Here is a 23613-nt window from a genome sequence, read left to right on the forward strand (position 1 = left end):
TGCCTCTGGCTAGCCTCGTGTCAGATATACGCGACCTTGAGTACTTCGTAGGATTTGTCGCCGCCCGGTGTGCGCACCTCGACGCTGTCGCCTTCTTCCTTGCCGATCAGGGCGCGGGCGATGGGCGACTTGATGTTGAGAAGCCCCTTTTCGATATTCGCCTGATGTTCGCCGACGATCTGCCAGGTCTTTTCCTCGTCAGTGTCCTCGTCCACCAGCGTCACGGTCGCGCCGAATTTGATCGCGCCGGACAGCTTCGTCGGGTCAATCACCTCGGCCAGACCGATAACGCCTTCCAGTTCCTTGATCCGGCCTTCGATAAAGCTCTGTTTTTCGCGGGCGGAATGATATTCGGCATTTTCCGACAGGTCACCATGTTCGCGCGCTTCGGCGATGGCGCGGATAATCGCCGGACGCTCCTCGGATTTGAGCGTCTTCAATTCGGTCTCGAGCGCGGTATGGCCCGCGCGGGTCATAGGTATCTTTTCCATTGGTCTGTTCCGAAGCAGGCACCCTGTCGTCGGTGCCGCATAATTGATGAATGATCGACATTTCAGGCGCTGCAAGACTGACCCGACGCCGTAGCCTATTGCAATAGGATAGAAGAGGTTGACGCGCAATTGGATCAATTCTGGGCATAGGCGGGAAAATACCGACCTTGATTCTGGCAATAACGCAGTGTCGCGATTGACCGGATAGGCCCATCACTATAGCCATTCGCGCAACATTATTGCGGCCGCACGGGCCGGGAAGAGGAGCAACATGGCCGACGAAGCGCGCGAAGCGATGGAATATGATGTGGTAATCGTGGGGGCAGGGCCTGCCGGACTGTCTGCGGCAATCCGCTTGAAACAGTTGGACGCGGACTTGCAGGTCGTGGTGTTGGAAAAAGGCTCTGAGGTTGGGGCGCATATCCTGTCCGGTGCGGTCCTTGATCCTTGCGGTCTTGATGCGCTGATCCCGGACTGGAAGAGCAGGGGCGCGCCGCTTAACGTGCCTGTAAAAGACGATAATTTCTATGTTCTGGGCGAAGCGGGGAAGATAAAGGTACCGAATTTCCCGATGCCGCCGCTGATGAACAACCACGGCAATTACATCGTCTCGATGGGCAATGTCTGCCGTTGGATGGCCGAACAGGCAGAGGAGTTGGGTGTCGAGATTTTCCCCGGCATGGCCTGCTCCGAACTGGTTTATGCCGAGGATGGCAGTGTCAAAGGCGTGGTCGCCGGAGAGTTCGGAAAGAACCCCGACGGCACACCGGGGCCGGGCTATGAGCCGGGGATGGAATTGCACGGAAAATACGTCTTCCTTGGCGAAGGCGTGCGCGGGTCACTGTCGAAAGAGGTGATCGCCAAATACGATCTCTCCGCCGGGAAAGAGCCGCAGAAATTCGGCCTCGGGATGAAGGAAATATGGGAAATTGACCCTGCCAAGCATCGCGAAGGCAGCGTCACCCATACCATGGGCTGGCCACTGGGCAGCAATGCGGGCGGTGGATCCTTCGTCTACCACCTTGATAACAATCAGGTCTATGTCGGCTTTGTGGTGCACCTGAACTACAAGAATCCGCATCTTTACCCGTATATGGAGTTCCAGCGCTTCAAGCATCACCCGATGGTGGCAGAGCTGCTGAAAGGCGGTAAACGCGTGGCTTACGGTGCGCGCGCCATTACCGAAGGCGGCTATCAGTCGATGCCGAAGATGGTCGCGCCGGGGGTGGCATTGCTGGGCTGCTCGGTGGGCATGGTCAACGTGCCGCGCATCAAGGGCAACCACAACGCGATGCTGTCCGGCAAGGCGGCGGCAGAAGCGGCCCATGCGGCGCTTCAGGCCGGGCGGGCGTCGGATGAGTTGAACGATTACGAGGCTGATGTGCGCGATGGTGCGATTGGCCAAGACCTGAAAAAAGTGCGTAACGTCAAACCGATGTGGTCAAAGTGGGGCCTGACGGCGGGTCTGGCGCTTGGCGGTCTGGATATGTGGACCAACACGCTTGGCTTTTCGTTTTTTGGCACCCTTGGCCATGGTAAAACGGATGCCGAGGCGACCGACCCCGAGGACAAGCACAAGCCGATTGACTACCCGAAACCCGACGGCAAGCTGAGTTTCGACCGCCTGACCAATGTCAGCTTTTCCTTCACCAACCATGACGAAAACCAGCCTGCGCATCTGAAGCTGAAGGATCCCGACGTTCCGGTAAAGGTCGGTTTGGCGACCTATGGCGGCCCATCGGCGCGCTATTGTCCGGCGGGTGTATACGAATTTGTGGAAAAGGACGGAAAGCCGGCATTCGTGATCAACTTTCAGAACTGCGTGCACTGCAAAACCTGCGACATCAAGGATCCCGCACAGAACATCACCTGGACAACCCCGCAAGGCGGCGACGGGCCAAACTATCCGAATATGTAAGCCGCTGCTGCGTTGCCGTGGCGCTACGTCGTCGCGACAACGCCCTGCTCACGATGATTCGAGCGCGTTAAACTCGCGATAAGGCTGGGAAAGGACGTTTTTGACGCGCCGCATTGCGTAATGATCGGCTGCGGGCTAGTTTTTCCACAACTGCGACGCATGAACGATGGAGGCCTTGGTGCCCAGAATGACAGCGAGAACGATCGGCGCGGCGATATTGGCTCTAGGCTTGTGTCTTCCCGAGGTGGTCGCGGCAAACGGCCTGTCCGGTTCATATCTGGCCGCAAGGCAGGCCAGCTATATCGGGGACTTCACGGCTGCGGCCAAGTATTACAACCGGACGCTCTATTACGATTCTGCCAATCCGCAATTGTTGGAACGCGCTGTTTTGGCAAATCTATCGCTTGGCAATCTGGAACGTGCCGTTGATCTTGCGGCGCGTCTGGAAAAGGACGGCGAGCGCAGCCAGATCGCCCAGATCGCGTTGATGGCTGGTGAAGCGCACCGCGAGGCCTATCCCGAGATCCTGAAGCGGCTGCGTGAAGATCGCGGCGTAGGGCCGCTGATTGACGGGTTGGCCGACGCATGGTCAGAATTGGGGCGCGGCGACATGAGCGCGGCGCTTGTGGCTTTTGACGACGTATCCGACCAGCGCGGGCTTGAGGGCTTTGCGCTTTATCACAAGGCGCTTGCGCTGGCTTCTGTTGGCGATCACGAAAGCGCCGAGGCGATCTTTGCCAGCAAGCAAACCGGCCCGATACAACAGACGCGCCGCGCGATCGTTGCCCATGTCGAGGTGTTGTCGCAACTCGACCGGAACGACGACGCGCTGCAACTGATCAACGATACCTTTGCCGAGGGCGGCGATCCCGGAATCGAGGCGTTGCGCAGGCGGCTGGAGGCAGGTGAAAACCTGCCCTGGACGGCTGTTTCAGGCGCACGTCAGGGCCTTGCCGAGGTGTTCTATACGCTGGCCGTGGCGCTTTCCAACGAAGCCGAGGACGACTACACCCTGCTGTATTCACGCGTGGCAGAATATCTGCGCCCGGACCACGTTGACGCGATCCTGCTGTCTGCCGATATGCTTGAACGGCTTGAACAGCACGAGCTTGCCGTTGCGACATACAAACGCGTGCCCCGTGACGATCCGGCCTTCCATGCCGCAGAGCTGGGCCGTGCGGACGCTCTGCGCGCCAGTGGCAAGGTCGACGCGGCGGTTGAGGTTCTGGAACGACTTGCCGAAACCCACGGTGATCTGCCGGTGGTTCAGTCGACACTGGGCGACCTGATGCGGCAACTGGAACGCTTTGATGACGCCGTGACAGCCTATGATCGCGCGTTAGCGGCGTTCGATGGGCCCGAGCCCGGCCAATGGTTTCTCTACTATGCCCGCGGGATCAGCCACGAACGGCTTGACGACTGGCCAAAGGCGGAGGCGGATTTCAGGTCTGCGCTGAAACTGAATCCCGAGCAGCCGCAGGTTTTGAACTATCTTGGCTATTCACTGGTCGAAAAGCAGGAAAAGCTGGATGAAGCGTTGAGTATGATTGAGCGCGCAGTCGCGGCACGTCCTGACAGCGGGTACATCGTCGATTCTCTGGGCTGGGTGCTTTACCGGCTTGGGCGCTACGACGAGGCGGTGCCCCATATGGAGCGCGCGGCAGAGTTGATGGCTGTCGATCCGGTGGTGAACGACCATCTGGGAGATGTCTACTGGGCCGTCGGACGCAAGCTTGAGGCGGAATTCATGTGGCACCGCGCGCTGAGTTTCGTGGATTCCGAAGTGGCCTCTGACGAGGTGGATCCGGACCGGATTCGCCGCAAGCTGGACATCGGGTTGGACGCGCTGCTTTCAGAAGAAGGGTTGCCACCTCTGAAGGTCGCCAATGATGGCGGTTGAGGCGTTTGCCCCGGCCAAGATCAACCTTACACTTCATGTGACCGGCAGGCGGCCGGACGGCTATCATCTGCTCGATTCGCTGGTCGTGTTCGGTGATGTCGGTGACAGGCTTCGTCTTACGCCCGAACCCGAGATGGTTCTGGATGTGACGGGCCCGTTTGCCGCAGGCGTCCCGGTGGATCGTCGCAATCTGATCTGGCGCGCGGCTGAGGCTGTCGGCTGGACGGGGCGGATAGAGCTTGAAAAACACCTTCCGCATGGCGCGGGGCTGGGGGGTGGCTCTGCCGATGCCGCAGCCGTATGGCGTAGCCTGTGCGGGGCAGATGCTGCGAAGGTGATCGGGTTGGACACGGCTCTTGCGCTTGGGGCGGATGTGCCTGTGTGCCTGACCTCAATGCCGCAGCGGATGCAAGGTATCGGCGAACGGCTGAGGCCGGTCAGCCCTGTGCCGGTGCTGAACCTCGTGCTGGTTAACCCGGGCGTTCAAGTCGCGACGCCAGAGGTCTTTCGTGCCCTCGCCCAACGCGAAAACCCAGAAATGCCCCATTGTGATGGTTGGACGTGCGAAGCGCAGTTCATCAACTGGTTGACCCGGCAGCGCAATGATCTGGAGCAGCCAGCCTGTGATCTGGCCCCGGCGATCAGAGTCGCGCTTGACGCCTTAAGCGGGTCTCTGCTTGCGCGTATGTCGGGCTCCGGCGCGACATGTTTCGGAATCTACGAAACACCTGCACAGGCGCAATACGCCGCCAGAGGAATCGCGGCCCGACATCCGAATTGGTGGGTTGTGCACACGCAAACCGGAGACGCGGTTCAAGCGAGGCGCGCCACCACATAATCGGCAAGATCAATCAGCATGTCCCGAAGATCGGACCGGGGCAGGGTGCCAAGCGCGTCCTTGGCCTTTGCCGCCCAGGCGTTCGCATCGTCGCGGGTCGCCCTCAGCGTGTCGTGCTTGTTCAGCAACGCAATGGCGTGGTCCAGATCGCCATCCTCTTGCTTACCCTTCTCGATGGTGCGCCGCCAGAATGCCCGTTCTTCGGCATCAGCTGCGGCCACGGCCTTGATCACCGGCAGTGTCAGCTTGCGTTCGCGAAAATCGTCGCCGATGTTTTTTCCGGTAGTGCCGCTATCGCCCTGATAATCCAGAAGATCATCAGCGATCTGGAACGCGATCCCCAAAGCGTCGCCATAGTCAAACAGCGCGCGGACAATCCCATCGGGCTGACCGGCGATGACGCCGCCGACCTCTGTCGCGGCAGAGAACAGCGCGGCTGTCTTGCCGCGGACGATCTTGAGGTAAATATCCTCGCCGGTGCGCAGATCCTGTGCTGCGGACAATTGTAACACCTCGCCTTCCGCAATGGTGGCGGCGGCATTTGCCAGAATGTCGAGTACGCGGATCGACCCGGTTTCGACCATCAACTGAAAGCTGCGCGCAAACAGATAATCGCCGACCAGCACGCTGGATTTGTTGTCCCAAAGCAGGTTCGCTGTCGGCCGCCCACGCCGCTGCGCGCTCTCATCCACCACGTCGTCATGCAGCAGCGTTGCGGTGTGAATAAACTCTACCGTTGCGGCCAGATGCACATGATAGGGACCGTCATAGCCGCACATCCGCGCCGCGGCCAATGTCAGCATCGGACGCAGACGCTTGCCGCCTGCCTCGACCAGATGGGCCGTCACTTCGGGGATGCGCGGCGCATGCTCAGAGGCCATGCGTAGCCGAATCAAATCGTTGACCGCCATCATATCCTCGGCCAATGCGGCAGCGAGGCGGTCATGTGGTTTCACGGTGGCGTCGTCCAAACTCATCACACTCCCGTCACAAGGCTCGACAATCGTGCCACCTTGTCCTTACATCCCCGACATGGAAGAGCTTTTGCGCACCACCGACATCACGATCATCCCGCTGGCCCGCGCGCTCTTGCAGGACGAGGGTATAGACAGCTTTGAATTGGACGTAAACATGAGCGTTCTTGAAGGCAGCATCGGCATTTTGCCGCGGCGATTGATGGTGCGGTCTGCGGATCTGAGGGCGGCCCGACAGTTGATGCTTGATAGTGGCGTTCCGCTTGACCGCTGAGCTGAGCCGCGACGCTTTTTTAGGCGGACGGGTTCACCTGTTCCAGCCGATCGGCGGCTATCGGGCCGGGATAGATCCTGTCCTGTTGGCTGCAAGCGTCGCAGCAACTTCAGGCGATTCGGTGCTGGAACTTGGCTGCGGTGCTGCCCCTGGCTTATGTTGCCTTGGTGTCCGCGTCCCCGGCCTGACGCTGACCGGCGTGGAAATCCAACCATTCTACGCCAATCTCGCGCGCCGCAATCTGGCAGAGAACGGTTTGACGGCAGAGGTGGTCGAGGCCGATCTTTCATCCTTGCCTGCGTCGCTTCTGGCGCGTCAATTTGACCATGTGTTTGCGAACCCGCCTTATTTCAAATCCGGCAAGCGCAGCCAGGCAGAGGATGACGGTCGGGAAATCGCACTCGCTGCGAAGACGCCCCTCTCCGCCTGGGTCAACGTGGCGGCGCGAAGATTGGCCCCGCGCGGTCAGGTGACGTTCATTCAGCGGATGGAAAGACTGCCGGAATTGCTGACTGCGATGCAAGAAAGGCTTGGGTCTGTTCAGGTTCTGCCCCTGGCGCCGCGCGTCGGGCGCGACCCTCGGCTGGTGCTGGTGAGGGCGCGCAAAGGCGGGCGGGCCGATTTCCGGTTGCACGCCCCGGTGATTCTTCACGAAGGGCACACCCATGGACAGGACGGCGAAGATTACGCGGCCCCGATCAGCGACGTGTTAAGGCGCGGAGCCCCGCTGAATTTTCCGGCGTAATGTCAGCTTCACCGGCAAGTTAGTGCTTTGGAAAACAACTGGTGACAATGCAGCGTGACAGACGTGCTGGAATATGCTGGACTGAAGATGTTGTCATATCAATGGAGGACGTGATGAGCTTGAGTTCGCATGTGCAGGAACTGAAGAAGAAACACCAACACCTCTCGGCTGCTGTGGAAGAGGCACAGCGTGCCCCCAGCGTCAGCGATCTTCATATCGCTGAAATGAAGAAACAGAAACTGAAGCTGAAAGAAGAAATCGAGCGACTCAGCGTCTGAAGTCTTTGTTCTGGTAGCTTTTAGGGCCGGAGGCCCGTTTCTGAAAATCATGGCTCAAGCTGAGGTTTGGTCCAAACCATCCAAAAGCCGGTCAGGTTGCATAAAACCAGGCAGAAGACAAAAGAAGTATCGTAATATGAAAGCGCCCCGGCCATACAGGCAGGGGCGCAATGTTGTGACGCGATGTTCGCAGGGTATCAGGCGAAGAATTGGGCGCCGTTTGCACTGATTGTCGAACCGTTGATGAAACCGGCATCCTCAGACGCCAGGAACACCACGCAACGTGCAATCTCTTCAGGCTCGCCCAAGCGACCTGCCGGGATCTGGCCGATGATCGATTCGCGTACCTTTTCAGGCACAGCCATCACCATCTCGGTCGCGATATATCCAGGACAAATCGCATTGGCGGTGATCCCGGCGCGGGCACCTTCTTGAGCAAGGCTTTTGACGATGCCAAGATCGCCGGCCTTTGTCGCGGCATAGTTGACCTGAGCGAACTGACCCTTCTGACCATTGATGGAACTGATCACGATGACGCGGCCGAACTTGCGTTCGCGCATGCCGGGCCAGACCGGATGCACGGTGTTGAACACGCCGGTCAGGTTGGTGTCTATCACCTGTTGCCATTGGTCCTTGGTCATCTTGTGGAAGGGGGCATCGCGGGTAATCCCGGCATTGGCTACGACCACATCAACCGGACCCAGATCCTCTTCGACCTTGGCAATGCCGGCGACGCTGGAATCGTAGTCGGCGACGTTCCACTTGTATGTCTTGATACCGGTTTCTTCGGTAAATTTGGCCGCGGCTTCGTCATTTCCGGCATAGGTTGCTGCGACCGTGTAACCGGCGGCTTGCAGCGCTTTCGAGATCGCCTCACCGATGCCTCGGCTGCCGCCTGTTACGAGTGCTACTCTTGCCATGATATTCTCCAATCTGTCAGGGTCCAGTAACTTTGCTACCGTTTGATTGCATCATGCGCAACAATATTACGTCACGATATCGGCGCTTTGGGGGAATTTCTGTTGGCTTTGGCCTTAAGGGGACTGGAAAAGGGACGCCCTGAGGCGCCCCTTTCCGAACTGCTGAAGTCAGGGACGCTCAACGCAGAGCGCCACACCCATACCGCCGCCAATGCACAATGTCGCGAGGCCTTTCTTGGCATTGCGGCGCTGCATTTCAAATAGGAGGGTGTTGAGGACACGGGCACCGGAGGCACCGATCGGATGACCAATGGCGATTGCGCCGCCATTCACGTTCACGATTGCCGGATCCCAGCCCATCTCCTTGTTCACGGCGCAAGCCTGAGCGGCGAAAGCTTCGTTCGCTTCGACAAGGTCCAGATCTTCCGGTTTCCAACCCGCCTTTTCCAGTGCCTTGCGGCTGGCGTTGATCGGACCTGCGCCCATGATCGACGGGTCAAGTCCCGCAGTGGCGTAGGAGGCGATTCGTGCAAGCGGGGTAATCCCGCGCTTTTCGGCATTCTGTGCGGACATCAGCAGGGCACCGGCGGCCCCGTCATTAAGGCCGGATGCGTTGGCCGCTGTGACGCTGCCATCTTTTGTGAAGGCCGGGCGCAGCTTTTGCATGGCTTCGATCGTCGCGCCGTAACGGATGTATTCGTCCTTATCGACAACAGTTTCGCCTTTGCGGGTCTTGACGGTAAAGGCAATCACCTCGTCATCGAACTTGCCGGCTGTCTGTGCCGCTTCTGCCTTGTTTTGCGACGCGACGGCGAACACGTCCTGTTGTTCACGGCTGATCTGCCATTTTTCTGCAACATTTTCGGCGGTCTGACCCATGTGATAGCCGTTGAATGCATCCCACAGACCGTCGCGGATCATCGTGTCGATATATTTTACATCGCCCATCTTGTGACCGGCTCGCAGATGCGCGGCATGAGGGCTGAGTGTCATGTTCTCCTGACCGCCGGCACAGACGATATCTGCATCGCCTAGCTGGATGTGTTGGGCGGCAAGCGCTACGGCGCGCAGACCGGATCCACAAACTTGGTTGATACTCCAGGCCGAGGATTCAATCGGCAGGCCTGCGTTAACATGTGCCTGACGCGCCGGGTTTTGTCCCTGCGCTGCGGTCAGAACCTGCCCCAGGATCGTTTCGGAGACGTCCGCAGCGTCAATCCCGGCGCGCTCTACCAGCGCTTGCAGAACGGCCGATCCCAAATCGTGGGCGGGGGTATTGGCGAACGCGCCCCCAAAACTGCCGACTGCGGTCCGCGCCGCAGATGCGATTACGACATTGGTCATAGATGTGCTCCACCTTAACTAATTGCGACGGAGGTCCGCACAGTTCCAGCAAAGCGCACAACCCCCACCCTACCGTAACGTAACTATATTATGCATTGGTGGGGGGCAACTACAGTCATGACCCGAAATTGCCTCAGGCTGTGGCGCGTTGTAGCGCGTCTTTTTCCCACGGCGGACAGACAGTCGGAGAGCCGTAGAAATACCCTTGCAGGCAATCGACGCCAAGGCTTTGCAGAAATGCGGCATCCTCTGCCCGCTCAACCCGTTCAGCCACGGTGAACATGTCAAATTGCTGTGCGACAGAGACCATGGCGCGGGTAAGAACCTGATTGTCGGCATCACGCGCAATATCAGTGATGAACTGCCCGTCAATCTTGAGGATGTCGAACTGGAAGTCCTTGAAGTGGCGAAAGGCAGTATAGCCTGCCCCGAAATCGTCAAGCGCGAAAGAAATGCCCCTGTGTTGCAGGTCTTGCATGAACCCGACCACCAGCTCAGGAACCAGCATCGCGGAGTTCTCAGTGATTTCCAGAATGAGACGTTCGCCGACAGTTGGATTGCGTGCCAGCCCGCGTTGCAAGACGCGTAGCCATTTCTTGTATCCGATGGATCGGGCCGACATGTTAATCGACAGCCGCAACGTGGGTTGCGTTTCCAGCGCACGCAGACCCTTTTCCAGGGCGATGCAATCCAGCAGGCGCCCGGTTTCTGTTTCTTCCACGACGTTGATGAAGTCCTTGGCGGGGATCACCCGTCCGGTTTCATCCAGGACGCGAATCAGCCCTTCATAGAATGCCGTGCGCCTCGGATCGCGGGCCTGGACGATTGGCTGAAATGCAAGGAGAACCTGCCGATGGCGTACTGCGGCCTCGACCATCTTAATGGTGTTTGCATCGCGCTGTTCTATCGCAAGCGTCAGCGCATTACGAGGCTGTTCGTTCAGTGCGGCTTTTCTCTGAAGACCCATGTGCCCTCCATTCGGTTGCTTGCAGACTGGACCCCAAGACCTTAAATTACGCTTAAATTTCACGTTTTGTTCTAATTTGAATCATCTGGATGTTCTTTCCTGCAAAACAGCGCCGTTGACAGCGCGCGGTTGCAGCGTATAAGCGCGGCTTCATTGGTGTTGGTGGACCCCGCAAGGGGATTCCTGTCAGTGTCGGATCAAATCCGGCGCAGAGGACAACGCCCTTCATAGCGGCCACTCGGCAGCGCCAAAAGAAGGAGATCAGCCGTGACCAAACGCACGTCTGCCAAATACAAACTCGACCGCCGTATGGGCGAAAATATCTGGGGCCGTCCGAAATCCCCGGTCAACCGTCGCGAATACGGTCCCGGCCAGCACGGTCAGCGCCGCAAGGGCAAGATATCTGACTTCGGCCTTCAGTTGCGCGCCAAGCAGAAGCTGAAAGGCTACTACGGCGACCTGACCGAAAAGCAATTCCGTCGTATTTTCCGTGAAGCAGAGCGCCTGCGTGGCGATACCGGTGAGCTGTTGGTCGGTCTGCTGGAGCGTCGTCTGGACGCCGTCGTCTATCGTGCCAAGTTCGTGCCAACCGTGTTTGCAGCGCGTCAATTCGTGAACCACGGCCACGTCATGGTGAACGGCAAGCGCGTCAACATCCCCTCTTACCGTGTGAAAGAGGGTGACGTTATCGAGGTTCGCGAAAAGTCCAAGCAGTTGGCCGTCATTCTGGAAGCGACCCAGTTGCCAGAGCGCGACGTGCCGGACTACATGGATGTCGACAACTCTAAGTTGACCGCCACATTCGTGCGGACGCCGGGCCTGGGCGATGTGCCTTATCCCGTCGTGATGGAACCCAATCTGGTTATCGAATTCTACGCCCAGAACTAAGGTTCGGGCAGATCCGAAATCATCAAAGGGTCGCGCATTGGCGCGGCCCTTTTTCGTATGCGGTCCTCTAGACTGCCGGGTGCCTACGCTGCCCCGGTCCTTGCCACTGGTCTCTGACGAAAAGCCCCGCTAAAGAGACGCGCAACAGGAGGCTGCACAATGGCAAGGATGAAACCGCAACCCGGAATCATGGATATCGCTCTTTATGTGGGCGGAGCGAGCCATATTGAGGGTGTTTCGGATGTGGTGAAACTGTCGTCGAACGAGAATCCGTTCGGCCCAAGCCCCGCGGCCATCGCTGCGGTAGAGCGGAGTGCGCGCAATCTGCATCGGTATCCGTCCACGGACCATGCGAGCCTGCGAAACGCCATTGCCGACGCACACGGATTGGATGTTGCTCGGATCATCTGCGGTGTCGGCTCGGACGAGATCATCACCTTTCTCTGCCAGGCCTATGCCGGCTCCGGGGACGAGGTCATCCATACGCAGCACGGTTTTGCCATGTACCGCATCAGCGCGCTGGCCGCAGGGGCAACGCCGGTGGAGGTGGCAGAGCGCGACCGCACCGTAGATGTGGATGCCATTCTTGCCGCCTGCACGGATCGCACGCGACTTGTGTTCATCGCCAACCCGGCGAACCCGACCGGCACCTTCATCGCGTTGGACGAGGTGGAGCGGCTGGCCGACGGTCTGCCGGAGCAGTGCCTGCTGGTGCTGGATGGTGCCTATGCAGAGTTCGAACCGGGCTATGACGGTGGCGCCGCTCTGGTCGAAAAACGCGAAAATTTCGTGATGACGCGCACCTTTTCAAAGCTTTACGGGTTGGGTGGTTTGCGCGTCGGATGGGGGTATGCCTGTCAGGATGTGATCGACGTGCTGAACCGGGTGAGGGGGCCGTTTAACCTGTCCTCGACCGCGTTGGAGGCGGCCGAGGCGGCGCTGGGGGATCGCAGCTACACCGAAAAATGCCTGAACGAAAATGCCAGAATGCGCCTCTGGCTGACCGAGGCGTTGCGCGAGCTGGGCGTGGGCGTGGATGACAGCCATGCCAATTTCGTGCTGGCACGGTTCGGTTCTGCGGCAGAGGCGGACGCCTGCGAGGCGCATCTCAAGACCCAGGGCCTGATCGTGCGGCGGGTCGGAGGCTACAAGTTACCAGAGGCGTTGCGGATTACGGTCGGCGATGAAAGCGCTTGCCGGCGGGTTGTGCATGCCATCAGTCAATTCAAGGCGGTCGCCGCATGAGCGTTATCTACGAAAAGATCGCCCTGGTCGGGTTGGGTCTGATTGCGTCGTCGATATTCTGGGCCAGTAAACGTGGCGGTCTTGCGGGTGAGGTCTCGGGCTATGCGCGCAGCGTAGCCACCCGCGACACCGCGCGCCGGATCGGTTTGTGCGACGTGGTCAATGACAGTGTGGTCGAAGCGGTCAAAGAGGCCGATCTGGTTGTGCTATGCGTGCCGGTGGGGGCCATGGGCACAGTCGCGCAAGAAATCGCACCGCATCTGAAACCCGGTTGCACGGTCAGCGATGTCGGTTCCGTCAAGGGGGCGGTGGTTCAGGCGGTTGCCCCGCATCTACCCAAAAATGTGCATTTCGTGCCGGGTCATCCATTGGCGGGCACCGAACATTCCGGCCCCGAATCAGGCTTTGCCACACTTTTCGACAATCGCTGGTGTCTGTTGGTGCCACCCGAAGGCACGGATCCGGACGCGGTGGCGAAACTTCGCCGGTTCTGGGAGGCGCTTGGTGCCAATGTCGAAGAGATGGATCCCGAGCACCATGACCTCGTGCTGGCCGTCACCAGCCACACGCCGCACCTGATCGCCTATACGATGGTCGGCGTGGCCGATGATCTGGGGCGTGTGACAGATTCCGAAGTTATCAAGTATTCTGCCGCTGGTTTCAGGGACTTCACCCGCATCGCGGCGAGCGACCCGACGATGTGGCGCGACGTGTTTCTGAACAACAAACAGGCCACGCTGGAGATCCTCGGACGTTTCACCGAAGAGCTGTTTGCGTTGCAACGCGCGATCCGAACGGGCGACGGGGACGAGCTTTTCGACTATTTCACTCGAACCCGCGCAATTCGCCGTGATATCATCGAGGCCGGGCAGGATACCGATGCCCCCGATTTTGGACGAGCGAAGGCAAAGCATTGATGCGAGTATTGGCGGGTTTGGCACTGATGTTTCTGGCGGGCATGGTCGCGGCAGAAGTACCCGATGGCAAAACCCGCCCGATGGCGCGGCAAGACGTTGCAATGATCGCACCCGAAGAAAACGCCGATCGGTTGGCGCTGCTGCGTCCCGTGGCGCGCCCGATGAAGCCCAGCCCCAACGCATTTGTCGAAACCACCGATCTGCTGGCGTTGGATGCTGACGGGACGATGGTTGTGCTGTCCACCTCTGGCATGCGGCGGTCCCTGCGGCCGATGTTACGTCCACGCGCCATTGTGGAGCGGGTGATGGCCAAACGGCGGGCGCAGAAACGCGGGGCAGTCTGTGGCGATCTGGCGTTGCAGGGTGAGGCGATCGGCTATGTGCCGGGACGGATCAGCGCCTGCGGGATCAAGGATGCGGTGCGGCTGCGGTCGGTCTCTGGGATCGCGCTCAGCCAGCAGGCGGTCATCGACTGCACCACTGCAAAGGCGTTGAAAACCTGGGTGGAACGCGGTGTGAAACCCGCAATCGGGACGCGCGGCGGCGGTGTGGCGCAGCTGCGGGTGGCTGCACATTACGCTTGCCGGACGCGCAACAATCAGCCCGGTGCCAAGGTCAGCGAGCATGGCAAGGGTCGGGCCATCGACATATCGGGGCTTCGGTTGAAGGATGGCACGCAAATCACGGTCCTGCGTGGCTGGGGGTCGAGAAGCTACGGCAATGCCCTGCGAAAGATGCGCATTGCCGCTTGCGGGCCGTTCGGAACAGTGCTTGGGCCGGGGTCCGACGGGTATCACCGCGACCATTTCCATTTTGACACTGCACGGTATCGCAGCGGGGCCTATTGCCGGTAACGTTCTGGTAGAATGGCGCTAACCGACAGCGAAGATCATCATTGGCCCGAGAGACGCGTGGACCGCATTGGTCGGCTTGCGATCCAATGCCGGGGCATTGCATCGCAAGGATCGGAACCGTGCGCTGTCAGCCCCCGGCTAGCTGTCCGTCTCGTCCGCGATCAGCGTCTTGATGATGGCCTTTGCACTGTCAGACGCCCAGTCGGCATCGCCTTGCAGCCGTGCAACTTCCTGACCTTCAGGGTTCATCAGCACGGTGATCGGCAGACCTAGAACCGCCATCTCGCGCGCCACCGCCTGTTTGGGGTCGCGGTGCAAGGGCAGATTGCTCACGCCGATCTCTTTGAAGAACGCTTTCATGGCCGGGGGCGGATTGCGACCGGTGGCAATGGTGACGACCTCGAATGCGTCGCCGCCGAATTCCTCCTGCAAGGCCGACAGCATCGGCATTTCCTTGCGACACGGTGCACACCATGTCGCCCAGAAGTTCACCAGCACCCATTTGCCCTGATAGTCCGCCAGCGTCATCTCGGCACCGTCCACTGTCTGAAACGCATTTGCGCTGACCGGCTTGGCGTCGGTGAAGACCAGTTTTTTCATGTCGCCTTCGCGCAGGGCATCGATGGCGGACAGATCGGACGCGAGCGCAGCATTTGCACCCAGACCAAGGGCTAGATAAAGGAGAGCGAAACGGAACAGGCGCATTTTTCCTCCAAGGGGGCACGACATGGCAGACCAATCCTCGAACCAGATGTGGGGCGGCCGCTTTGCCGCCGGGCCGGACGCGATCATGGAGGCAATCAACGCCTCGATCGGGTTCGACAAGCGGATGGCGGCGCAAGACATTGCCGGGTCAAGGGCCCATGCCGCCATGCTTGGCACCACGGGCATTCTGGATCCTAAAGATGTCGAGGCCATTCGGGAAGGCCTGCTCACGGTGTTGTCAGAGATCGAAGGCGGAACCTTTGTCTTCTCCACCGCGCTGGAAGACATTCACATGAATGTGGAGGCGCGGCTGAAGGAAATCATCGGAGAGCCCGCGGGACGCTTGCACACTGGCCGCTCGCGCAACGACCAGGTGGCGACGGATTTCAAATTGTGGGTGCGCGACCAACTGGACGCGGCAGAGGCCGGGCTACTGGCACTGATGAATGCGCTGGTGGCGCAGGCTGAGGCGGGCGCGGATTGGGTCATGCCGGGCTTTACGCATCTGCAAACCGCACAGCCGGTGACATGGGGGCATCACATGATGGCCTATGTCGAGATGTTTGCGCGCGATCTGTCGCGGGTTCGCGATGCGCGGGCGCGGATGAACGAATCCCCCCTTGGGGCAGCGGCGCTGGCGGGAACCGGCTTTGCCATTGATCGCCACATGACCGCCGAAGCGCTGGGTTTTGACAGGCCAAGCGCCAATTCTCTGGATGCCGTCAGCGACCGCGATTTCGCGCTGGAATTTCTGGGCGCGGCAAGCATTTGCGCCATGCATCTCAGCCGCTTTGCCGAAGAGCTGGTGATCTGGTCCTCGGCGCAGTTCCGGTTCGTGGTGCTGTCGGACCGGTTTTCAACCGGATCGTCGATCATGCCGCAGAAGAAGAATCCGGACGCGGCGGAGCTGATCCGCGCCAAGGTGGGCCGGATATTTGGTGCGCAGACGGCCCTGATGATGGTGATGAAAGGCCTGCCCTTGGCCTATTCCAAGGACATGCAGGAAGACAAGGAACAGGTCTTTGATGCCGCCGATAACTGGATGCTGGCGCTGGCCGCGATGGAGGGCATGGTGCGCGACATGACCGCCAATCGCGAGGCGTTGGAAGCGGCGGCCGGGGCTGGGTTCTCGACCGCGACGGATCTGGCCGACTGGCTGGTGCGGGAGTTGGGCCTGCCTTTCCGCGATGCCCATCACGTCACCGGCAGTCTCGTGGCGAAGGCGGAGGCCAAGGAATGCGACCTGCCGGACCTGTCGCTGGACGAGATGCAGAGCGTGCATGACGGCATCACTCAGGCGGTCTATGATGTGCTTGGGGTGCATAATTCTGTCGCTTCACGGATCAGCTATGGCGGCACGGCACCGGTTCGGGTGCGTGAGCAGGCCGCGCGCTGGAAGGAGATCCTTGGATGAAGGCTGTTGGCGTTTTAGCGTTGATCTTGTTGGTGGGCTGTGGGGCCGATGGCGACCCGATCCGACCGTCATTGTCCACGACGATATCGGCAGGTACGGATGGCGTGCGGACGTCGACCGCTGTTGGGGTGAATAGTGGCCCAGTCAGCGTGTTGGTCGGGCTTTAGACTCCGGACGCTGGTGCGGATCGCTGCGCGGGTTTGACCTGGTGGAGTGCGCGCTGCGCACGCTTTTTTGATTTGCGTACACGCAGTTGGGGGCAGTCTGCCCCCGGCGCTTGGCGCGCCTCCCCCTGAGAGTATTTGAACCAAGAAGAAGCTTCAGGGCTGGTTTTGCCGCGGCTCGCGGGCTATGGCGACGAGCAGCAGTTTCGGGGGCTTTGATGGACCATTTTCTTTATCGTGACGGGGCGCTTTTTGCCGAGGATATTGCAGTGGCGGAAATTGCCGCAGCTGTGGAGACGCCGTTCTATCTGTATTCGACGGCCACGTTGTTGCGACATTATCGCCTGTTCGATGAAGCGCTGGACGGCCTTCCGCATCTGGTCTGCTATGCGATGAAGGCAAATTCCAATCAGGCGATTCTGCGGACGCTTGCCGAAGCTGGCGCTGGCATGGATGTGGTTTCGGGCGGGGAATATGCGCGTGCCCAGGCGGCTGGTGTACCTGCGGAGCGCATCGTCTTTTCCGGTGTTGGCAAGACGCTGGCGGAGATCCGCATGGCGCTTGCAGGCGGTATTCGCCAATTCAACGTCGAGAGCGAGCCGGAGATGGAAGCGATCTCTGCTGTCGCTGTGTCGATGGGAGTGGTGGCACCGATCACTTTGCGTGTCAATCCGGATGTCGACGCCAGGACCCATGCCAAGATCGCGACCGGAAAATCAGAGAACAAGTTCGGCATACCGATCGCACGGACCCGCGAAGTTTATGCGCAGGCCGCGTCCTTGCCGGGGCTGAAAGTGGTCGGCATCGACGTTCACATCGGCAGTCAGCTGACGCAGTTGGAGCCGTTCGAGGCAGCGTACAAGAAAGTCGCTGACCTGACGGATGTGCTGCGCGCAGACGGGCACGAGATTACGCGTCTGGATCTGGGGGGTGGTTTGGGCATCCCCTATACGCGTTCGAACGAGGCACCGCCGCTGCCCACCGATTATGGCGCGTTGATCAAGCGCACTGTTGGTCATCTGGGCTGTGAGATCGAGATCGAACCGGGACGGCTGATTGCCGGGAATGCCGGTATTTTGGTCAGCCGGGTGATCTATGTGAAGTCCGGCGAAGGGCGGGATTTCCTGATCCTCGATGCAGCTATGAATGATCTGATTCGCCCCGCGATGTACGACGCCTATCATGACATCGTTCCGGTGGTGGAGGCTGCCGCAGCCGTCGAACTGCGGCCCTATGACGTGGTCGGACCGGTCTGTGAAAGTGGCGACACCTTCGCCAAGGGGCGTCAGATGCCGCCTGTGGTTGCGGGCGATCTGCTGGCGTTCCGATCTGCCGGGGCTTATGGCGCGGTAATGGCGAGCGAATACAACACCCGGCCTCTGATCCCCGAGGTTCTGGTGCATGGCGATCAATTCGCCGTCATTCGGGCGAGGCCGACCTTTGACGAAATCATAAATCGAGATACCATTCCACCATGGCTGTGACGCCCCCCGGTGCGCAGCCCTGAAAAGGAGTGCGCATGGCCGCGACCGACAGGCAGGCAGACGACGTCCTCAGGCATATTCGGCGACCGCTGCTGCTGACCCGGCTGGGCATGGTGGCAGAGGCTGTCGTGCGTGCGTTCTGGCCGCTTTGGTCGGTGCTGTTTGTGGCCGCAGCGTTGCTGATGCTGGGGCTGCAAGACAGCGTCGCGGTAGAGTGGGTCTGGGGCGCGGCAGCGGTGCTGGGTCTGGCGGCTTTGGCAACATTGGCAATCGGCATCCGGCGGTTCCGCTGGCCTTCGCGGATTGGCGCGATGGCCCGTATGGATGCGGCGATGCCGGGGCGACCTATTCAGACTGCCATGGATCATCAGGCAATCGGTGCGGGCGACGCGGCGTCCCGCGCGGTTTGGTCCGCGCATCAGGCTCGGATGCGCGCCCGGCTTGAGACGGCTTCCGCTGTGCAACCTGACTTGCGGGCCTCCAGGGCGGACCCCTTCGCGCTGCGCTATGTGGCACTGCTGGTGCTGAGCGTGGGTCTGCTGTTCGGGTCGGTCTGGAAAATGGGCTCTGTCACGGCGATGACACCGGGCGGCACCTCGCTGGCCTCGGGACCCTCGTGGGAAGGTTGGGTCGAACCGCCGGTCTATACCCGAATGCCCGCGCTTTACCTCAATGACATCGCGCCGGGCGAGATTACGGTGCCGGAAGGCAGCCGTGTGATGCTGCGCTTTTACGGCGAGGTCGGGGCGCTGCAACTGACCGAGGACATCTCGGGCGCTCCGATAAAACAGCAGGTCGAGGCGCAGACCGCGTATGATCTGACGGTGGCGCAGAGCGGCGCATTGACGATTGATGGACCGGGCGGGCGGGCCTGGCAGGTGCTTATGCGCCTGGACGATGCCCCTCAGGTCGCCTTGAACGGTGAGGTCGAAGCCTCGGCGCGCGGCGAGGTTTCGCTGCCGTTTTCCGCAAGCGACGACCACGGGGTGACGCGCGGGCAGGCACGGATTGACTTGTCGATGGACCGGCTTGATCGTCGCCATGGCCTTGCGGCAGAGCCAGAGCCGCAGGACCCCATCGTGGTCGAACTGCCGATGCCTATTTCCGGGGACCGGGCGGAGTTTGAAGAAATTCTGATCGAAGACTTCTCACAGCATCCGTGGGCAAATATGCCCGTCACGGTGACGCTGACGGTCGAGGATGCTGCGGGGCAATCCAGTGAACCGGCTGTCGAAGAAATCACGCTGATGGGGCGGCGGTTCTTTGAGCCGCTGGCGGCTGCTGTGATCGAACAGCGCCGAGATCTGTTGTGGAGTCGGGACAATGCGGCGCGGGTTGCGCAGATTATGCGGGCAATCTCGTACCAGCCCGATGAGGTGTTCCGCTCTTCGGTGACCTATCTGCGCTTTCGGACCATTCTGCGCCGACTGGAGACGTTCACGCAATTTGGCCAGCTTACACTGGAAGACCGCGACGAGATCGCTCAAGCGATGTGGGATCTTGCGGTCATTCTGGAAGACGGAGATCTGGGCGACGCGCTGGAACGTCTGCGTCGTGCGCAGGAGCGTCTGTCAGAGGCGATGCGCAATGGTGCCACGGATCAGGAAATCGCGGAATTGATGCAAGAGCTGCGCGATGCCACCGACGACTACATGCGCCAGTTGAGCCGTCAGGCGCAAGAACAGGGCGAGGATGGCGATCAGTCTGCGCAGCAGCAGGGCGAGACCATGCAAATGTCTCAGGATGATTTGCAACGCATGATGGACCGCATTCAGGAGTTGATGGAGCAGGGCCGCATGGCAGAGGCCCAGCAGGCACTGGATGAATTGCGCCAGATGATGGAGAACATGCGCGTCACGCAAGGCGAGGGTGGGCAAGGTCAGCAATCGCCGGGTGAACAGGCTATGGAAGGTCTGGCCGAAACGCTGCGTGAACAGCAGGGCTTGTCGGATCAGGCCTTTCGCGACCTTCAGGATCGGTTCAATCCTGGTCAGCAGGGTCAGCAGGGTCAGCAGGGTCAGCAAGGCCAACAGGGACAACAAGGACAAGGGCAGCGCGGGCAGGGAGGTCAGCCCGGTGATGGCGATGACCTCGGCCAATCGCTTGCCAATCGGCAGGGTGCCTTGCGGCAAGAGGTAGAGCGTCAGCGCGGCAATCTTCCCGGCGCAGGCACCGAAGCCGGAGATGCGGCACGCGACGCGCTGGACCGCGCCGAGGATGCGATGGATGGGGCCGAACAGGCGCTGCGCGGCGACGATTTTGCCGAAGCGATCGACCGCCAGGCCGAGGCGATGGACGCGCTGCGCGACGGTATGCGCAGCCTTGGCGAGGCGATGGCCCAAGAGCAGCAAAATCAGGGACAGCAGGGCATGGCAGACGGGCAGCAGCCCGGTGAACGTCAGGATCCGCTGGGGCGCAATGCCGGGACCAACGGTCAGATCGGCAGTGAAGACAGCATCTTGCAGGGTGAAGACGTTTATCGGCGTGCGCGCGAGTTGTTGGATGAGATCCGTCGCCGCACCGGCGATGGCGAACGCCCGGATGCAGAGATCGAGTATCTGGAGCGTTTGCTGGAGCGTTTCTGATCGTGAAAGCCACAGCCTTTGCCCGCCCGGAATGGCGCAAATCATTCCCCTGTCGCATTCAAGCCGGATTGTGTCGGATGCCCCATGCGGAAGGCCGATATTTTACGTCTTATGCAGGCAACAGGTGGATAAGGGAGTCGTCCGTTGAAAACGCATGTCAAAGCTCTGGTCGTCGGCGGTGGTGCCGTGGGGACGTCAATCGCCTATCATCTGGCCCGTGCCGGCTGGAGCGATGTGATGCTGCTGGAACGGGACGAATTGACCAGCGGCTCGACATGGCATGCGGCGGGATTGCTGCCCTATTTCAATATGTCCTATGCCTCGACCCATATCCACGACTACTCGATCAGGTTCTACAAGACGCTTGAGGCAGAAACCGGGCTGAATGCCGGTTTTTCGGTCGTCGGCAACCTGCGCATGGCCCAAAGCCAGGAGCGGATGGACGAATACATGCTTTACGCGACCACGGCGGAAACCGTGGACGTGCCCTATGAATGGATGACGCCGGCCCAGATCAAGGAGCGTTGGCCGCTGGTGCGGACCGAGGATCTGAAGGGCGCGATCTTTCACCCGACCGACGGCTATATCAACCCCGCGGATGTGACCATGGCGATGGCCAAGGGCGCGCGCCAGCGCGGTGTCATGATCGAACGCAAATGGCAGGTCGATGGCTACGAATGGACCGGCGACCACTGGGATGTGACGGTCACGAAGATGGTCGAACGGGGCGGCAACCTTGTCGCCTCGGACGAGCAGATGGTTATCCATGCCGAGCATGTCGTGACGGCCACGGGCAACCATGCGCAGCGCACAGCGCGGCTGCTGGGGATCAAGACGCCTGCCATTCCCATCGAGCATCAGTTCATCGTCACAGAGCCGGATCCGGCTTTGGTGGAATGGCGCAAGACCAATGGCGAACATCCGGTGCTGCGCGATGTCGATGCGCGCTGGTATGTGCGCGAAGAGCGCGGCGGCTGGATCTTGGGACCATATGAGGACGGCGCGCCCGCGCGATTCCGCTACGGTGTGCCGGACAGTTTCCGCGCCGATCTTTTCCCGCTGAATCTGGAGCGGATCGAGCAGGAATACATGGATTTCATCCACCGCATTCCATCCACTGAAGAGGTCGGCCTCAAGGACGATTTCAACGGCCCGATCTGCTACACGCCGGACGGCAACCCGCTGCTGGGGCCAGCGCCGGGGCTTCGCAATATGTGGCTGGCCGAGGGGTTTTCGTTCGGGATCACCGCAGGCGGTGGTGCGGGGTATTACCTTGCGCAGCTGATGGTAGAGGGCGAAGCGGAGATCGACATGGCCTCGCTCGACCCCAAGCGCTACGGGTCGTGGATGACGTCGGAATATGCGACGGTGAAGAACGAGGAAACCTATCCTTTTCTGCTGAAACTGCACTGGCCGGATGAAGAACGTCCCGCCGCCCGCCCGCTGCGCACCGCGCCTGCCTATGACCGCCAGAAGGCACTTGGGGCCCAGTTCGGCCAAGTCAATGGCTGGGAACGCCCGAATTATTACGGTCCTGCGGATGCGCCCGAGGATTTCGACGAAAGCACAAATTCCTTCCGCCGTGGCGGCTGGTGGCAATATGCGGTCGAAGAGTCCAAGGCGATCCGCGAAGGCGTGGGTCTGATCGACGCCACGGCCTTTACCAAGCATGTCGTCAAAGGGCCGGGTGCGACGCAATTCCTTGACTGGTTCACATGCAACAAGCTGCCGAAGGTCGGGCGCATCAACCTGACCTATGCGCTGACGGCGGCGGGCACGACGCGCACGGAATACACCATCGTGCGGCTGGCCGAGGATGAATATTATCTCGTTTCCGCAGGCGCATGGACGGCCTACGATTCCGACTATCTGCGCAAGGCGGCCGAGGATAAGGCGGCAGAGTTCGGCTATATCGAAATTCAGGATGTAACGACTCAATGGGGTGTCTTCGCCATTGCCGGTCCGAAAACGCGCGACGTTCTCAACCAACTTATCTGTGACGCAGAGCCGGAAACCGTGCTGTCCAACAAGCGATTCCCGTGGCTGACGATGCGCGAGATAGAGTTGAAGATGTGCCCGGTCCGCGCAATTCGTGTCGCCTATACCGGTGAATTGGGGTGGGAATTGCACCACCCGATCGAGATGCAGAACTACCTCTGGGATCTCCTGATGACGGCAGGCAACAAGCACGGGATGAAGCTGGTCGGCGCGCGGGCACAGAACTGGCTGCGGCAGGAAAAAAGCTACCGGGCCTTTGGCACTGAACTGGGCCGCGATGCCACCCCGGTCGAAGCTGATCTGCCGCGCTTTATCGACTTGTCGAAGGAGTTTCATGGCAAGGACGCCATGCAGAAGATTGGCGTGCGGTCAAAATGCGTGACACTGCTGATTGACGGGCCAGAGAATGCCGATCCTTGGGGCCGTGAGGCACTGTATGACGGTGAAACGCGGGTCGGGCGGCTGACCTCGGGCGGGTATTCCGTAAGTTTCGGCAAGTCCATCGGCATGGGCTATGTGCGTCCCGATCTTGCGGAACCCGGCACGAAGCTGAAGGTCAAGATGTTCGACAAGCTGTGGGATGCCGAGATCACCGAGGATAGCCCCTACGATCCCACGAACGCCACGATCCGAAAAGACGGCTGACCTCTGCACGGGTCAGGGCCGTAGGGCCAAAACAAGAGAGGCGGCGTCTGGATAACGCCGCCTCT

The 23613-nt window shown here is 60.2% G+C and carries 20 protein-coding genes; 14 read left to right on the plus strand and 6 right to left on the minus strand.

What is annotated here, in order from left to right; all coding sequences use genetic code 11:
- Nucleotides 1–20 precede the first annotated feature (20 nt).
- Nucleotides 21–491: a transcription elongation factor GreA gene (greA, locus tag ACN0WV_RS06095; protein ID WP_084351888.1), complete on the minus strand. Its 471-nt coding sequence runs from the start codon at nucleotides 489–491 to the stop codon at nucleotides 21–23.
- A gap of 271 nt (nucleotides 492–762) precedes the next feature.
- On the opposite strand from greA, the gene ACN0WV_RS06100 reads away from it, so the two are divergent.
- The 3 genes from ACN0WV_RS06100 (at nucleotide 763) to ACN0WV_RS06110 (ending at nucleotide 5147) form a co-directional block, all read left to right on the plus strand.
- The gene (locus tag ACN0WV_RS06100) at nucleotides 763–2409 is read left to right on the plus strand and encodes an electron transfer flavoprotein-ubiquinone oxidoreductase (RefSeq protein WP_417604344.1); all 1647 of its coding nucleotides are present in this window, start codon (nucleotides 763–765) and stop codon (nucleotides 2407–2409) included.
- A gap of 187 nt (nucleotides 2410–2596) precedes the next feature.
- Nucleotides 2597–4309 carry a tetratricopeptide repeat protein gene (locus ACN0WV_RS06105; protein WP_084352242.1) on the plus strand — a complete coding sequence of 571 codons (1713 nt, stop codon included), beginning with the start codon at nucleotides 2597–2599 and terminating at the stop codon, nucleotides 4307–4309.
- Nucleotides 4299–5147, plus strand: coding sequence for a 4-(cytidine 5'-diphospho)-2-C-methyl-D-erythritol kinase (locus tag ACN0WV_RS06110; RefSeq protein ID WP_417604412.1), 849 nt, complete (start codon nucleotides 4299–4301; stop codon nucleotides 5145–5147). Before ACN0WV_RS06105 ends, ACN0WV_RS06110 begins: the two co-directional genes overlap by 11 nt.
- On the opposite strand, the gene ACN0WV_RS06115 is transcribed toward ACN0WV_RS06110, so the two are convergent.
- The gene (locus ACN0WV_RS06115; protein WP_417604346.1) at nucleotides 5123–6124 is read right to left on the minus strand and encodes a polyprenyl synthetase family protein; all 1002 of its coding nucleotides are present in this window, start codon (nucleotides 6122–6124) and stop codon (nucleotides 5123–5125) included. The two genes, ACN0WV_RS06110 and ACN0WV_RS06115, sit on opposite strands and share 25 nt — an antisense overlap.
- A 55-nt stretch (nucleotides 6125–6179) precedes the next feature.
- On the opposite strand from ACN0WV_RS06115, the gene ACN0WV_RS06120 reads away from it, so the two are divergent.
- From ACN0WV_RS06120 to ACN0WV_RS06130, 3 genes are all read left to right on the plus strand, one after another.
- The gene (locus ACN0WV_RS06120) at nucleotides 6180–6395 is read left to right on the plus strand and encodes a putative signal transducing protein (RefSeq protein ID WP_084351895.1); all 216 of its coding nucleotides are present in this window, start codon (nucleotides 6180–6182) and stop codon (nucleotides 6393–6395) included.
- Nucleotides 6385–7140 (plus strand): tRNA1(Val) (adenine(37)-N6)-methyltransferase, encoded by a 756-nt coding sequence (locus ACN0WV_RS06125; protein ID WP_417604348.1) that lies wholly within the window; start codon nucleotides 6385–6387, stop codon nucleotides 7138–7140. The genes ACN0WV_RS06120 and ACN0WV_RS06125 overlap by 11 nt, the downstream gene beginning before the upstream one ends.
- A 113-nt stretch (nucleotides 7141–7253) precedes the next feature.
- Complete coding sequence (locus ACN0WV_RS06130; protein WP_084352246.1) at nucleotides 7254–7418, plus strand: YdcH family protein; 165 nt, start codon at nucleotides 7254–7256, stop codon at nucleotides 7416–7418.
- Nucleotides 7419–7615: 197 nt separating this feature from the next.
- On the opposite strand, the gene phbB is transcribed toward ACN0WV_RS06130, so the two are convergent.
- The 3 genes from phbB to ACN0WV_RS06145 all read right to left on the minus strand — a co-directional run bounded on the left by phbB (nucleotide 7616) and on the right by ACN0WV_RS06145 (nucleotide 10649).
- The gene (phbB, locus tag ACN0WV_RS06135) at nucleotides 7616–8338 is read right to left on the minus strand and encodes an acetoacetyl-CoA reductase (RefSeq protein ID WP_084351897.1); all 723 of its coding nucleotides are present in this window, start codon (nucleotides 8336–8338) and stop codon (nucleotides 7616–7618) included.
- 168 nt (nucleotides 8339–8506) lie between these two features.
- Nucleotides 8507–9682 (minus strand): acetyl-CoA C-acetyltransferase, encoded by a 1176-nt coding sequence (locus tag ACN0WV_RS06140; protein WP_417604351.1) that lies wholly within the window; start codon nucleotides 9680–9682, stop codon nucleotides 8507–8509.
- A 133-nt stretch (nucleotides 9683–9815) separates the two neighbouring features.
- Nucleotides 9816–10649 (minus strand): EAL domain-containing protein, encoded by an 834-nt coding sequence (locus ACN0WV_RS06145; RefSeq protein WP_417604352.1) that lies wholly within the window; start codon nucleotides 10647–10649, stop codon nucleotides 9816–9818.
- Nucleotides 10650–10916: 267 nt separating this feature from the next.
- Between ACN0WV_RS06145 and rpsD the strand changes: the two genes are divergently transcribed.
- The 4 genes from rpsD (at nucleotide 10917) to ACN0WV_RS06165 (ending at nucleotide 14553) form a co-directional block, all read left to right on the plus strand.
- Complete coding sequence (rpsD, locus tag ACN0WV_RS06150; RefSeq protein ID WP_084351903.1) at nucleotides 10917–11537, plus strand: 30S ribosomal protein S4; 621 nt, start codon at nucleotides 10917–10919, stop codon at nucleotides 11535–11537.
- 159 nt (nucleotides 11538–11696) lie between these two features.
- Nucleotides 11697–12782, plus strand: a complete 1086-nt coding sequence (hisC, locus tag ACN0WV_RS06155; protein ID WP_417604355.1) for a histidinol-phosphate transaminase — start codon at nucleotides 11697–11699, stop codon at nucleotides 12780–12782.
- On the plus strand, nucleotides 12779–13699 hold the full coding sequence (locus ACN0WV_RS06160) for a prephenate/arogenate dehydrogenase family protein (RefSeq protein WP_417604356.1): 921 nt from the start codon (nucleotides 12779–12781) through the stop codon (nucleotides 13697–13699). The genes hisC and ACN0WV_RS06160 overlap by 4 nt, the downstream gene beginning before the upstream one ends.
- A complete protein-coding gene (locus ACN0WV_RS06165; RefSeq protein WP_417604358.1) occupies nucleotides 13699–14553 on the plus strand; it encodes an extensin-like domain-containing protein in 855 nt (284 codons plus the stop codon). The genes ACN0WV_RS06160 and ACN0WV_RS06165 overlap by 1 nt, the downstream gene beginning before the upstream one ends.
- Before the next feature lie 138 nt (nucleotides 14554–14691).
- Here the strand turns inward: ACN0WV_RS06165 and ACN0WV_RS06170 are convergent, their stop codons facing one another.
- Entirely contained in the window at nucleotides 14692–15258 is a 567-nt protein-coding gene (locus ACN0WV_RS06170; protein ID WP_417604360.1) for a TlpA family protein disulfide reductase, read from the minus strand.
- Between the two features lie 22 nt (nucleotides 15259–15280).
- Here ACN0WV_RS06170 and argH point away from each other — a divergent pair, with 22 nt between their 5' ends.
- The 4 genes from argH to ACN0WV_RS06190 all read left to right on the plus strand — a co-directional run bounded on the left by argH (nucleotide 15281) and on the right by ACN0WV_RS06190 (nucleotide 23548).
- A complete protein-coding gene (gene argH / locus ACN0WV_RS06175) occupies nucleotides 15281–16672 on the plus strand; it encodes an argininosuccinate lyase (RefSeq protein WP_417604361.1) in 1392 nt (463 codons plus the stop codon).
- 382 nt (nucleotides 16673–17054) lie between these two features.
- The gene (gene lysA, locus ACN0WV_RS06180; protein WP_417604363.1) at nucleotides 17055–18320 is read left to right on the plus strand and encodes a diaminopimelate decarboxylase; all 1266 of its coding nucleotides are present in this window, start codon (nucleotides 17055–17057) and stop codon (nucleotides 18318–18320) included.
- A 35-nt stretch (nucleotides 18321–18355) separates the two neighbouring features.
- Nucleotides 18356–20905, plus strand: coding sequence for a TIGR02302 family protein (locus ACN0WV_RS06185; RefSeq protein WP_417604365.1), 2550 nt, complete (start codon nucleotides 18356–18358; stop codon nucleotides 20903–20905).
- Between the two features lie 144 nt (nucleotides 20906–21049).
- Nucleotides 21050–23548 (plus strand): GcvT family protein, encoded by a 2499-nt coding sequence (locus tag ACN0WV_RS06190; protein WP_417604366.1) that lies wholly within the window; start codon nucleotides 21050–21052, stop codon nucleotides 23546–23548.
- Nucleotides 23549–23613: the final 65 nt, after the last annotated feature.

It is taken from the genome of Primorskyibacter flagellatus (assembly GCF_048268605.1).
Lineage (GTDB): Bacteria > Pseudomonadota > Alphaproteobacteria > Rhodobacterales > Rhodobacteraceae > Primorskyibacter > Primorskyibacter flagellatus.